Source organism: Mesorhizobium sp. UC74_2, assembly GCF_042701485.1.
Lineage (GTDB): Bacteria > Pseudomonadota > Alphaproteobacteria > Rhizobiales > Rhizobiaceae > Mesorhizobium.
In genome coordinates, this window is sequence record NZ_CP170562.1 from 769495 (window position 1) to 782570 (window position 13076).

General features: G+C 62.0%; 13 protein-coding genes. 6 read left to right on the forward strand and 7 right to left on the reverse strand.

The genetic code is table 11. The features are described 5' to 3' along the window. Position 1: 1 nt before the first annotated feature. The 7 genes from ACFJIU_RS03560 to ACFJIU_RS03590 form a co-directional block, all read right to left on the reverse strand. Positions 2–967 carry a branched-chain amino acid ABC transporter permease gene (locus tag ACFJIU_RS03560; protein ID WP_379067555.1) on the reverse strand — a complete coding sequence of 322 codons (966 nt, stop codon included), beginning with the start codon at positions 965–967 and terminating at the stop codon, positions 2–4. Beyond that, on the reverse strand, positions 967–1830 hold the full coding sequence (locus ACFJIU_RS03565; RefSeq protein WP_379067557.1) for a branched-chain amino acid ABC transporter permease: 864 nt from the start codon (positions 1828–1830) through the stop codon (positions 967–969). Before ACFJIU_RS03565 ends, ACFJIU_RS03560 begins: the two co-directional genes overlap by 1 nt. Then, positions 1830–2555 (reverse strand): ABC transporter ATP-binding protein, encoded by a 726-nt coding sequence (locus ACFJIU_RS03570; protein WP_379067559.1) that lies wholly within the window; start codon positions 2553–2555, stop codon positions 1830–1832. Before ACFJIU_RS03570 ends, ACFJIU_RS03565 begins: the two co-directional genes overlap by 1 nt. Continuing rightward, complete coding sequence (locus ACFJIU_RS03575) at positions 2555–3286, reverse strand: ABC transporter ATP-binding protein (RefSeq protein ID WP_379067561.1); 732 nt, start codon at positions 3284–3286, stop codon at positions 2555–2557. Before ACFJIU_RS03575 ends, ACFJIU_RS03570 begins: the two co-directional genes overlap by 1 nt. A 97-nt stretch (positions 3287–3383) precedes the next feature. Further along, positions 3384–4616: an ABC transporter substrate-binding protein gene (locus tag ACFJIU_RS03580; protein ID WP_379067563.1), complete on the reverse strand. Its 1233-nt coding sequence runs from the start codon at positions 4614–4616 to the stop codon at positions 3384–3386. Positions 4617–4742: 126 nt separating this feature from the next. Further along, positions 4743–6056 (reverse strand): M20 family metallopeptidase, encoded by a 1314-nt coding sequence (locus ACFJIU_RS03585; RefSeq protein WP_379067565.1) that lies wholly within the window; start codon positions 6054–6056, stop codon positions 4743–4745. Beyond that, entirely contained in the window at positions 6053–6700 is a 648-nt protein-coding gene (locus ACFJIU_RS03590) for an isochorismatase family cysteine hydrolase (protein ID WP_379067567.1), read from the reverse strand. Before ACFJIU_RS03590 ends, ACFJIU_RS03585 begins: the two co-directional genes overlap by 4 nt. 414 nt (positions 6701–7114) lie before the next feature. Between ACFJIU_RS03590 and ACFJIU_RS03595 the strand changes: the two genes are divergently transcribed. The 6 genes from ACFJIU_RS03595 to ACFJIU_RS03620 all read left to right on the forward strand — a co-directional run bounded on the left by ACFJIU_RS03595 (position 7115) and on the right by ACFJIU_RS03620 (position 13073). Next, on the forward strand, positions 7115–7969 hold the full coding sequence (locus tag ACFJIU_RS03595; protein ID WP_379067569.1) for a MurR/RpiR family transcriptional regulator: 855 nt from the start codon (positions 7115–7117) through the stop codon (positions 7967–7969). Between the two features lie 237 nt (positions 7970–8206). After that, positions 8207–8977 (forward strand): MerR family transcriptional regulator, encoded by a 771-nt coding sequence (locus ACFJIU_RS03600; RefSeq protein ID WP_379067571.1) that lies wholly within the window; start codon positions 8207–8209, stop codon positions 8975–8977. A 198-nt stretch (positions 8978–9175) separates the two neighbouring features. Next, complete coding sequence (locus tag ACFJIU_RS03605) at positions 9176–10450, forward strand: ABC transporter substrate-binding protein (RefSeq protein ID WP_379067573.1); 1275 nt, start codon at positions 9176–9178, stop codon at positions 10448–10450. A gap of 72 nt (positions 10451–10522) precedes the next feature. Further along, the gene (locus tag ACFJIU_RS03610) at positions 10523–11377 is read left to right on the forward strand and encodes a sugar phosphate isomerase/epimerase family protein (protein ID WP_379067575.1); all 855 of its coding nucleotides are present in this window, start codon (positions 10523–10525) and stop codon (positions 11375–11377) included. Next, positions 11374–12165: a 6-phosphogluconolactonase gene (locus tag ACFJIU_RS03615; RefSeq protein WP_379067577.1), complete on the forward strand. Its 792-nt coding sequence runs from the start codon at positions 11374–11376 to the stop codon at positions 12163–12165. Before ACFJIU_RS03610 ends, ACFJIU_RS03615 begins: the two co-directional genes overlap by 4 nt. Then, positions 12165–13073, forward strand: a complete 909-nt coding sequence (locus tag ACFJIU_RS03620) for an ROK family protein (RefSeq protein WP_379067579.1) — start codon at positions 12165–12167, stop codon at positions 13071–13073. Before ACFJIU_RS03615 ends, ACFJIU_RS03620 begins: the two co-directional genes overlap by 1 nt. Positions 13074–13076 lie beyond the last annotated feature (3 nt).

Consider the following 13076-nt stretch of genomic DNA (forward strand, 5'->3'; position numbering starts at 1 on the left):
ATCATGTCCGTGCGCCGCGCGTCGATAACCGCAGCTTGCCCAGAAGCTCCACCAGCCCCTCGGGCGCCAGCCTGAGGACCAGGATCATTGCCACGGCGATAACGATGAAGCGGGCATCCTCGAAACCCTGCAAACCAGCCATCGCCTCGGTGGCGAAGGTGAGCACCAGCGCGGCAAGCACCGGTCCGAAGACGGTGTTGACGCCGCCGATCAGGACCATCGACAGGGCAAGCGACAGCGTTCCGAAGCCGAAGACTTCCGGCGAGGCAACACGCAGGTATATCGCGTAGAAGCCGCCGGCGATGCCGGTGAAGATGGCGCTCAGCGTCAGGGCCAGGATGCGCTGGCGGGCAACGGAGATGCCGCGTGCCGCGGCATAATCCTCGGCATCGCGGACTGCCTTGAGTGATTTGCCGAAGGAGGAGTTGCTGACGAGCGCCAGGAAGAGACAGGAAAACGCCAGCAGCGCCAGGCCGACATAGTAATAGCCGAACTTGAAATCCTTCAGGAAACTGTAGCTGCCCAGTTCCAGGAAGGGCAGGCGGACCATGCCCTCCGCGCCCCCGGTGATCTGGGATTGGCTGAGCACCAGCTGCAGCACGAGTTGCGTGAAGGCGAAGGTGACCAGCACGACATAAATGCCCTTCAGTCGCGCAACCGGCGCCGCCAGCAGCAGCGCCGAGAGGGCGGCCGTGCCGCCGCCGAGCAGCATGGCAACCCAGGGATTGACGCCAAACGTCTTGCTGGCGATCGCGGCGGTGTAGACACCGATACCGAAGAAGGTGAGGTGTCCGAAATTGAAGACGCCGCAATGGCCGAGGCTGAGGTTCCAGTTCGAGGCGATGACGGCGTAGACGAAAGCGATGATGAACAGGTGCCTGACATAGCTGTCCGTGACGAACAGCGGCACGACGGCAAGCGCTGCAAACAGGGCCAGGATGGCGAGGAGTTGAGGTTTGCTGACCATCATTTGCCTCCGAACACGCCGTTCGGCCTGAACAGCAGGACCAGGATCATCAAGAGGAACAGCACGAAGGGCGTCCAGTAGAGGCCCAGTCCCAAGATCAGAAATGCCTCGATGAAGCCGATGAGATAGGCCGCTCCAGCGGTCGCGCCGAGATTGCCCAGCCCGCCGAAGATGACGACGATCATCGCCTTGGTCAGCGGCTCGCTGCCCATCGTCGGCGTGATGAAGCGAATCGAGCCGAGCAAGGCGCCGGTGAGCCCCGCCAGCGCGGCCGAGATGCCGAACGCCAACGCGAAGGCTACGGGCACGTCGATGCCGAGAAGCGCCGCCGAATCGCCGTTCTGGCCGACTGCTCGCAGGCTGCGCCCGCGATTGGTCATCACCGTGAAGCGCCACAAGGCGACCAGGATAAGCGGTGCCAGCACGATCAGCAGGGCTTCATGCGCCGAGATGGTGGTGCCCAGGATCTGCACTTCGCCAGGGATCAGGCGCGGCAGTTGCTTCAACCGTGCGCCCCAGATCATCTGCGCGCCGCGTTCGAGGATGACCATGGCGGCAAGCGTGGTCATGGCGGTGATCAGGAGCATGTTGCGGTTGCTGTAGAACGGCCGGACCAGCAGGCGTTCGATGATGACACCGATAAGTCCGGCGGCAAGCGTCCCCGACAGGATGCCGACGATCGGCCCCAGGCCGAGGACTTCGCTGACAGTCCAGGCGATGAACGCCCCGACCATCATCAGTGCGCCATGGGAGAAGTTGAAGACGCCCAGCGTGGTCCAGACGAGGCTGAGGCCACTCGACATCAAGGCATAGAGCGAGCCAAGCACGAGACCGGAGACGAGCGTTGCGAGAAGAGCTTCCATCAGTGTGCTCCCTCCGCACCAAAATAGAGGCGCATCACCTCTTCGTGGTCGGGTGCATTCGCGCTGCTGATCTCGCGCACGACCTCGCCATGCTCGACCATATAGAGGCGATCGGTCAGCGACAGCAGGAACTCGACGTCCTGCTCGACGACGATCAGCGGCACGCCGGTCTTGGAGATCTTGGCTATGGCACCAGCCAGCTCTTCCTTGAGGCGCGGGGAAAGCCCCAGCGTCGGCTCGTCAAGCATCAGCAGGCGCGGCGCGCACATCAATGCGCAGCCGATCGACAGCATCTGGCGCTCGCCGCCCGACAGTGTGCGGGCAGACTGCTGCTTGCGCTCGGCAAGACGTGGAAACAGCGCATAGACCTCATCGATATGCCGGGCGGCTTCCGCCCTGGCGCGTTTGCTGAAGGCTGCAAGCTCCAGTGTTTCAGCGATGCGCATGGTGCCGAACAGAGTGTTGCCTTGCGGTGCATGGATGAGGCCTGCCGCCACGATTGCCGGCGGGCGTTGGCTGGTGATGTCGTTGCCTTCGAAGGTTATGGAACCTGCAGTCGGGCGCAACAGCCCGGAAATGGTCCTGAGCAACGTCGACTTGCCGTGGCCGTTCGGTCCAAACAGGCCGATCGACTCGCCTTCGTCGATGTGGACCGACAGTCCGTTCAGGACGCGGGCGGCGCCATATCCTGCTTCCAGGCCGGTGATGTCGAGAAGTCGCCGCATCAGCTGCGTCCCCCAAGATAGGCTTCGATCACCTGCGGGTTCCTGACGACATCGTGCGGGTCGCCGGCGGCCAGGACGCTGCCCTGGTTGAGCACGATCAGACGCTGCGAGACCGACAGCAGCAGGCTGAGCACATGTTCGATGAGGAGTACGGTCACGCCGCTTCTGTTCACGGCCATCAGCAGATCGTCGAGCCGCTGGATCTCAGGTTTCGTCAGTCCCGAAGCGGGCTCGTCCAGCATCAGCAGGGCCGGCTTGGATATCAGGGCCGAGGCGATCATGAGCTGCTTCTTTTCATAGACGGACAATTCGCGCGACGGCATCGAGCGGCGCGTCTGACCGAAATCCACCGAGCGCAGGGCATCGTCGATGCGGGCTTCGGCCTGGGCGCGGGACAGCCGGCCATTGTAGGTGGCACTGACCAGCAAGGTTTCATCCGCGGACAGTGCCGGGAACTCGGCATCCTTCTGGAATGTGCGGACGAGGCCGGCCCGCGAGATGCGATGCGCCGGCCAGCGATCGATGCGCTCGCCCATGAAACGCACTTCGCCTGCCGTCGGTCCGAACGGGACGCCGGTGATCAGGTTGAACAAGGTGCTCTTGCCGGATCCATTGGGGCCGGCAATGCCGAGGATTTCGCCGCGCGCGACGGTGAAGCTGACGTCGTTGACTGCTTTCAACCCGCCGAAGAATTTGCAGGCTCCGGCGATCTCGAGAATGTTTTCGCTCATGCGTGTCGCTCGATGGAGAGAGTGCCGCGCCTGGAGCGTTTCCGTCGTTCACGGAAACGCTCCAACCCTTTGTTTTTCTGAGCGCGGCCCTGCTGGATCACTTCATCCAGACCGGCTGCTTGAACTCGCCGCTCGCATATTCCTTCGGATAGAACAGCACGCGCTTGCCGTCCTGGATCTGATAGAACTGGATCGGCATTCCGTCCTTGCCCTGGACCGCGAGGTGCGTGGCCGGGTCAAATCGTGTGCGCCCCATGGCTGTCTGCTTGTCGGCCTTGCCGATCTCGGCACCGATTTCCTTGCGCTTGGCAGGATCGCCGACCTTGGCCAGGGCGTCGGCATAGAGCATCACCTGCTCGTAGAGCATGACGCCATAGGAGCCGGGCTCGACATTGTATGCGGCCTTGTATTTGCCGATGACTTCGTCGGCGCGCGGGTTGCTGGCTGCGCGCACCGGGCCGCCGAGGGCGTTGTAGACGATGCCCGAGGATTTCTCCTTGGTCAGCTCCAGGAATTCCGGCACCGACGGTGCATACTGGATGAAGACGAGGCTGTTGGTGGGATTTTCCATGAACTGCCGCATGAAGGTCGCGGCGTTCGCGGAGACGTAGTCGGTGTTGATCAGCAGAGCCGGCGGATCCTGCCGCACCTTGGCCAGGAACCCCCGCCAGTCATTGATCTCGCCGAAGGGCAGCAGGTCATTCTGCGTCACTTCCCAGCCGGCGGCCTTGAAGGCCTCGGCCATGCCGTTGGCGATACCCTTCGAATAGGGATTGTCGGATGCCACCAGCGCCACCTTCTTGTTCGGCAGCTTCAGCTTGCCGCTCGTGGCGAGTTCGTCGATGACCGGCACGATCTCGGTGTTGTAGGCATCGTAGGACGGCGTCAGTGACCACACCGTGGTGAAACGGGAAGGGTCGGGCGAGACGATGTCCTTGGTCTGCTGCGAGTTGCCGGAGACAAGATAGATCATGTCCTGCTCGGCCATCATGTCGATTTCAAAGTTGCTGGTGGATGCGTAGCCCGTGAAGATGGCGCCCGTCGCCTGGTCTCCGAGCAGGCGTTCGGCCGCTGTGGCGACCTTGTCGGCGCTGGCGTCGCCGACATCGGCAACGACAGCTTCGAAAGTGTGGCCGGCGATGCCGCCAGCCTTGTTGAGGTCTTCCACGGCGAGTTTGACGCCGTTGGCCACTTCCTGGCCGTCCGCGGCAGCAGGCCCGGTGAGGGGAGCAAGAATGCCCAGCTTGATCACGTCGGCGCTGGCGAAAGCGGTTGAGGCAGCCAGTGCGAGCGCGGAGACCGCGCCCATGAAAATTCGTCTTGTCAGCATGTCGTTCCCCTTGCCGTTTTTATGTCTGGAGCGGTTCCGTTTTTCACGGAACCGCGGAGAGGTTTAACTCTTTGTTTTTGCGCAATTCCGGACGCCAAACGCTGCGCCCTTTCCGCCGGATTTGCTCTAGCGTGTTCCGCAATTGTCGATGATCGCTGCGGCGATCACCTTCGTCGTTTCGATCAGGCTTTCGATCTCCACGCATTCATTGTCGCCATGGAAGCCGTCGCCGGCCGGCCCGTAGATCACCGGCACCACACCCGCACCGGCATAGTGGGCGGCATCGGTGACGGCTTCGAAGCCTCTGATTTCGGGCGCCTTGCGCTGTACATGCCGGGCCCGTTCGGCGAGCGAAGAGACCAGAGGGTGATCGACGGGTGTGTTCATCGGCGGGAAGTTCAGCCCGAACAGATCCCATTCGATCGCCGGGGGATGATCGCGCATCCAGGCGTCCGTCTGGGCGAAATGGCTGACGAAATTCTCGAATTCCGCCTTCACGTCTTCAAACCGCTCCTGAGGCATGAATTTGTAGTCGAGGTCGATGGTGACGACGTCTGGAATGATCGCTGCATTGGTCATGATCTGCGGCGTGCCATCGGGCCCGAGGCCGGCGCCACCGCGGATGACACCGGGATTGATCGTGGCAAGGCCAGCCGGCGTCAACGGATGCCAGTTGTCGCGGCAGCGGGATTGCTCGAAGTCGCGCAAGGCCATGAGGAAACGCGTCCCGAGCTCAATGGCATTGACGCCAGGCTCGAGACGACCCTGGACATGCGGTTGCGGCCACATCGAATTGAAGCGCCAGCCGGCATGAGCCTGTTTGCCGAAAATGGTGACCCTTACCCAGGTCAGGCCGCCTTCGGCCGGAACGATATTGCCCCATGTCGGCTCGGCGACGATCGCACGCCGGGCGAGCCGCTTTTCACGCTTCACCAGATCCATGGCGCCGAAGCCGCCGGCTTCTTCATCGACGACGCTGTGGATAGCCAGCCGGCCTTCCAGCTTGATGCCGGCCTGTTTCACCGCGCGTGCCGCCGCCACGCAGGCTGCGACGCCAGCTTTCATGTCAACGGCGCCACGCCCCCAGAGCTTGCCTTCGGCGATCTCTCCGCCAAAAGGATCGCGCGCCCAGCGGCTTGTGTCGCCGACCGGGACAACGTCGATGTGTCCGCACAGGATCAGGCTCTTGTCGTCGGAGCCGTCCCATTCACCGATCAGGTTCGGCCGCTCGGGGAAGACATCCCAGCTCCGCGTTTCGAAACCGAGGTCCTTGAGGTGACCGTCGAGGAGACGCTGGACATCGGCTTCGCGATTGATGCCTTGCTCGACCTGGAACTTCGGATTGACGGAAGGGATCCTGACCAGGTCCCGGGCCAGACTGACGACATAGTCCCGATCAGAGTCGATCCGGCTCCAGACTTCGTTGGCTGCATCGCTCATCGGCTCGTTCCTTCCAATTCGGCAATCAGCGCGTCGGTCGTTATCTGGCGGCAATAACCCTTGATTGTGTTCAGCGAATTGGAGTGCCGCTCGCTGGTGTAGGTGGCGCATGCGTCGGTCACCTGGGTTACCAGGTAGCCGAGGTCGCAGGCATCGCGGATAGCGCTTTCGACACATTGGTCGGTGAGGATGCCGCTGATGACCAGCTGCCGGACGCCGAGGTTGCGCAGGATGTAGTCGATATGGGTGGAGACGAAGACCGATGATGACGACTTGGGCAGGCAGATTTCGTCGTCGCCGGGAGCAAGCTCGTCGATGACCTTGCCGTCCCACGAGCCCCTGGGCACGTTGAAGCCGGTGATCTTGTAGTCGAGGCTGCGGTCACGCCCGTCCTTGGTCAGGCTCTCGATGGTGGTGTACATCACCTCGATGCCGTGGTTCCGGAATGCCTCTTGCAGACGCTGCATGCTGGGAACAATGCGATTGCGCAGCTCGCCGAAAAACCAGCCATACTGCCGCTCGAATTCGGCGTCGTTCAGATCGGCGAACTCGGCACCCTTGCGATGGGCCGAGAAGTTCTGGACATCGATGAAAATCACGGCGGACTGCTCGGGCACCAGCGCCACGTCGCGGGTTAGCGTCATAGGAATGTCTCCGGCTTGGCCGCGCTGTGAACGGTGTTCAATTCATGCGCGAGAACGATGGCGCATGCATGCGGATGGGGTAGTGTCGAAAGGGCTGCGTCTGTGCGCGATTTTCCGTGCCGACGCCTTGAGCAGCCTGATGCCGAACGTTGGCTGCCGGGGCAGGAGGGGTGGCGATGGTTGGCCGCAAAGCCCGGGAGGTTGTGCTTGTCGCCAGCAAAAAGAAGACACTGCGCCGCGCTGTCGATCCCCTTAGGCGAAGGGACCTCAACACGCGATACGCGCAGTGCTGATGGCAAGTTGAATTCCAATTTCAGTTCCCATTCTTTTTTCCAAAGGATGATGAAAAAATTCCATCAATGTCAATAAAGAAATCACGATTGACTAAAAAATTTCTACATGGAAGGGTGCGGCATGGAGCTACGCCAACAGATCGACAGCCTTGCTGAAACGCTCACGCCTGCCGAGCGGAAGCTGTCCGCGGCATTGCTGTCCGACTATCCGTTCGCCGGGTTGCAGACGATCCAGACATTGGCCGAGCAGACCGGCGTATCGGCTCCCTCGATCACACGCTTTGTCACGAAACTCGGGTGTCACGGTTACCAGGATTTCCAGCGTCGGCTGATCGGTGAATTGAAGGAAGGGCACCGTTCTCCGGTCGATCTGCATGAACGCATGACCAGCGGCGGCGCGGATTTCCTGCAGTCCTTTCTGGATCTGACCGCGGAAGCCGTGCGAGCCGTGGGTGAAACCCTGACACAGAGCCAGTTCGAGCGCATTTGCGATCTCGTGGCAGACGACAAGCGCGCCGTCTACATCGTCGGCGGCCGTATCAGCGATGCCATCGCCCAGCATTTCTCGCGGCATCTGCGCCAGGTCAGGCGCAATGTTTTCCACCTGCCGCCCGACACGGAAATCTGGCCTGAATACATCCTGCGCATGCGCGCACGCGACCTGCTGGTCATCTTCGACTTCCGGCGTTATCAGCAGCGTCTGGTCGAACTGGCGGACAAGGTGCGTCGGTCGGCAGGGGCCAGCGTCATACTGGTGACGGACAAGTGGATGTCGCCTGCCGCAGCCTATGCCGCCGAGGTCGTGGCCCTGCCGACGGAAAACAGGACGGCATGGGACAGCTATGCCGGCGCATTGGCGGTTGTTGATGCCATGGTTGCAAGCATTTCCGAGCGGGACTGGGATGCGACGCGGGACCGGATCAAGGCTTGGGATGCGGTCAGGTTCGAACGGAGCGACAAGTCGGGGGATACATAAGCCCGGCAGCTATCACGCATGTGCCCGGCTGTGAGGGTCGGGTTGCGGGAACATGTCCGGAGAGGCCGAGTCAACCTCGACGAGACGCATCCGTAGCTCCTTGGGCCGATCTCGATCCGCGAACTCTCCTCGGCCGGAGCATTGCTGCCCGGTGCTATCCTCTGCGCAACCGGATTTGCGCGCTTGACCCTCACGCGACGTAAGAGCGTATCTGAGCCGGGTCACGAGGTGTGGTCGATGAAAACCTACACGGTTAGCGAACTGGCGGAACTTGCAGGCATTTCGGTACGCGCATTGCATCATTACGATGAGATCGGGCTGCTCAAGCCCTCGCGCGTCGGTGACAATCGCTATCGCTACTATGGCGAGGAGGAGTTGCTGCGGCTGCAGCAGATACTCATCCATCGCGAGCTTGGCTTGTCGCTCGGCGAAATCGGCGCCGTGCTCGATGATCCTGCTTTCGACAGGCTTGAAACGCTCGTCAAGCAGCGCGACAGGCTGGAAATCGAAGCGAGACGCTACCGGCGGATGCTGAAAACCATCGATCGCACCATCGCCAAGCTGAAAGGAGAAAAGGCGATGAAGGATAGGGACCTCTACAGCGGTGTGGTTTCGCCGCAAAAACAGGCTGAATACGAGGTCTGGCTGGTTGAGCGCTATGGCGAGTGCGTTCGGGCCGAGATCGAAGCGAGCAAAGTCGAGGCAGAGTCGATATCGTCTTCCGACATGGCCGGCGTGATGCAAGACCTCAAGCCGATCGAAGACGCATTGGTCGAAGCCATGCGGGGAGGCATGCCTCCGCAAGCACGCGCGCTCGATCCGTTGATCGAGCGGCATCGCAACTGGGTTGCCGGGGCATGGGACAAGCCTTGCGGGCCGGACGCCTATGCGAAGCTGGCTGACCTCTATGAGGCGCATGCCGACTTCCTTGCCCGCTACGAAGCGCTTGCAAAAGGCTTCGGTGCCTGGCTGCCGGCGGCGATGCGAGCCTGGGCGAACCGTCAATAACAACGCCGGGAATCTGGGGTTTGCCGGGGTTTTCACGGAGTCTTCCCTGGAGATGGACGTGATGGCGCACAAGGTGCGCCATTTTCTGCCAACAGCCATTTAAATCCAGTCAGTGGATTAAGCCTTGATAAATCAATTGACTGGATTTACTGTCGACCTGCCGTGAGAGGACGGTCGCCAGAAGGGGTTGGGAGGAGAATGTTCATGAAGCGTCTTTGGAGTGCCGCTACGCTCGCGGTTTCGCTGTTTGCCACCGCGCCCGCCTGGGCAGAGACGGTGTCGCTGTTCTGTTCGTCATCGGGTGCCGAATACGAGCTGTGCAAGAAGGGGGCGGAGGACTGGGCCAAGCAGACCGGCAACGAGGTCAAGATCAACAAGATGCCGGCCGCCTGGGACGAGGCGTTGCCGCTCTACCAGCAGTTGCTTTCGGCGCAGTCACAGGATGCCGACGTGCTGCTGCTCGATGTCGTCTGGGTCGGCCTGCTGCAGAACCACTTGCTCGATCTGTCGGAAGCGCTGCCCAAGGAAGACATCGCGGCCAATTTCCCTTCGACGGTCGCTGCCGGCACGGTCAATGGCAAGTTCGTGGCTCAGCCCTGGTACACCGATACCGGACTGATGTTCTATCGCAAGGATCTGCTGGAGAAATACAAGAAGCCGGTACCGAAGACCTGGGCTGAGCTGACCGCAACAGCCAAGGCCGTGCAGGATGGCGAGCGTGCCGCCGGCAACAAGGACATGTGGGGCTTCGCCTGGCAGGGCAAATCCTACGAGGGGCTGACCTGTGACGCCATCGAATGGGTCGGCAGCTTCGGCGGCGGCAGCATCGTCGACGACAAGGGCAACATAACCATCGACAACGCCGATGCCGCAGCCGCGCTGAAGCAGGCGCATGGCTGGGTCAACACGATCAGCCCGCAAGGTGTCCTGAACTATGACGAAGAATCCTCGCGTGGCGTCTTCGAGGCCGGCAATGCCGTGTTCCTGCGCAACTGGGCGTATGTGTGGGGAACGTCGCAAGGCAAGGACCAGCCGCTGGTCGGCAAGGTCGGCGTAACGGCTCTGCCTGTGGGCAAGGACGGCGCGAAGTCGAGCGGCTGCATGGGCACCGCCCATCTCGGCATCTCAAAGTACACGCAGCACAAGGACGCGGCGGTCAGCCTCCTGCGTTTCATGGCGGGCAAAGCCGAACAGAAGCGCCGGGCCATAGAGGGGGCGTACAACCCGACCATCGCCTCACTCTACGACGATTCCGACGTGCTGAAGGCGCTACCTTTCCTCAAGGATGCGCAGACGGCTTTCGCCGACAGTGTCGCCCGACCATCGGCAGTGACCGGCTCAGGCTATAACCGCGTTTCGCAGGCCTTCTACAAGGCGGTGCATGGCGTGCTTGCCGGAGAGGAGCAGCCGGAGGTCGCGCTGAAGGCGCTGGCCGCCGATCTCGAGACCATCAAGAAACGCGGCAAGTGGTGACACAGGCCGCGTGAAGCCGGCGCGCTCCTCCCTGCGCGCCGGCAAACCTTTTCCAACCAGCAAGAGACCAGCATGCAAATCGGCAACGCGCCCTGTTCATGGGGCGTCTTCTATCCCACCGGCAACAGCATTACCGCTGACGAATATCTCGACGCGGTGGCCCGCGCCGGCTATCGCGCAACCGAACTTGGTCCGCTCGGCTTCATGCCGACCGATCCTGGGCAACTGGGGGACGCGCTGGCGGCCCGTAGCCTGACGCTCGCCGGTGCGGCGCATGTGCACGTGCTGGCCGAGCCAGGCTCGTGGCCAGCATTGAGAGAAGCGCTCGACGGCATCGGCTCAATCCTGTCCAGACTGGATGCACCCAATCTGATCCTGATGGATGAAAGCGAATGGTATCCGGCCGACAAGCCGGGCGTCGTCGATGAGGCCGGCTGGCGAACCATGATCGCGCATGTTCGCGACGCCCAGCGTCACCTGGGCGGGACCTATGGCGTCAAGCTCACGTTTCACCCGCATGTCGGGACCTGCGTTGAGCGCGAAGCGCAGATCGATCGCCTGCTCGATGAAACGGATGTCGATCTGTGTTTCGACACGGGCCATCACGCATTCTGGGATCAGGATCCCGTCGCGTATATGCGCAAGGTCTGGAGCCGGATCGGCTTCATGCACCTCAAGAACGTCGACGCGAAGGTACGGGCGCGTGTGCTGGCCGGTGAACTCGGGCCCAACGAATCCTTCGCCGCCGGCGTCATGTGCCCCTTGCCGGACGGCGTGGTCGACATCGCAGCCGTGATCGCCTTGCTCAAGAAGCAAAGGTACTCGGGTCCTTGCATTGTCGAACAGGATCCAAGCGAAAACGCCGCCGAAACACCCGAGGCGCTCGCCGCCCGCAATCGTATCTACCTTGAGGAGTTGCTGGCATGAGCGCGATAGAGCCTCAGATCTTTGACGACGCCGAAACGCTTGGCGAAGTCTTCGCCCGTCGATTGCTGGGCATGATCGCCGAAGCACGCTCCGCGGACCGTCATTTCCTGCTTGGTTGTCCAGGCGGACGCTCGCCCCGCCCGGCCTATCTGGCGATGGGACGGCTGCTGGGCGAAAAGCCCCAGGATATCAGCCATGTCACCATCGTCATGATGGATGATTATCTCGTCGAGACGGCATGGGGTCTGGACCATGTTCCCCGCGACAGCCATTTCTCCTGCCGGCGCTTTGCGGACGAGGAAATCATCGGGGTGCTGAATGGCGGCTTGCCGAAAGCTTTCCGCATCCCGTCCACTCAGGTCTGGTTCCCGGATCCGAGGGATCCTGCCGCCTATGACGACAGGATTGCCGCGGCAGGCGGCATCGATCTTTTCATCCTGGCATCGGGTGCCAGCGACGGCCATGTCGCGTTCAATCCGCGCGGCAGCAAGCGCACGAGCCGCACGCGTATCGTGTCCCTGGCCGAGGAGACACGTCACGACAACATGAAGACCTTCCCGGATTTTCGGTCGCTCGACGAGGTACCCAGTTTCGGTGTCACGGTTGGTATCGACACCATCGAACGGCTCTCGAAGTCCGCGGTGATGATCGTATGGGGGGAAGGCAAGCATCTTGCCTTCGGCCATCTGGTTCGTGCCGAGGAATACGATGCCGACTGGCCGGCTACGGTGATCGCCTCCTGCCGCGGAGGCGAGATCCTGGCAGACAAGGTGGCGGCCAGAGCCTGATGCAAGCAGCTATCGGTATTGACATAGGCGGCACCAAGATCGCCGGCGGCCTGGTCGATCTGGCCGTTGGCGCTTTGATCGACCAGGCCGAACTCCCGACGCCGCGCGGGCTAGGCGCCGACGCGATCCTGGCAGCGGCCAATGACATTGCTGGCCGGATGCATCGTTCCGCTCTGGCCAAGGGCATCGCGACTGTTGGCCTGGGACTTGGTCTGCCGGAATTGGTCGATCTCAACGGTGCTCCCGCCAGCGGCTGGATCGCGGATTGGAGCCGGAGCGACATCGCTGGTGCTCTTTCAAGCTACGGTCCGATCGCCGTCGACAGCGACGTGCGGGTCGCGGCGCTCGCGGAACTCCACTTCGGCCATGGCAAAACACTGCCGAGCTTCGTCTTTGTTTCGGTCGGAACGGGCCTGAGTTTCGCCGGGTGCAGCGATGGACGTATCCAGCGTGGCGCCAATGGCTTTGCCATCCATTTCGCCTCGAGCGAATTGGTGGCCTTCGACGAAGTTTCCGGCAAGCGGACAGATTTCCTCCTGGAGTCCTTCGCATCCGGCCTGGGCATGGCGCGCGTCTACAAGGCGCGAACCTGCGGAAGTGCGACGGCACGCGATATCGTTGAGGGACGGGCTGGTGCGCAAGGCGCGCAACTGCTCGACGAAGCAACGACGACACTGGCCAGCTATCTTGGCCAGATGATCAACATGATCGATCCGCATGGCGTTGTCGTCGGAGGCGGGCTGGGGACCGCGCAACCTTATTTCGACCGGTTGCGATCGAAAGTCCCTGCCTATGTCTGGGCCAAACAATGTCGAGACTTGCCGGTGCTCGCCAGTGCGCTCGGGTCTGCCGCGGGGGTGATTGGCGCAGCCGCGCTGCATGCGCGCGAGAAGTTGGAGAGAGATTGAACA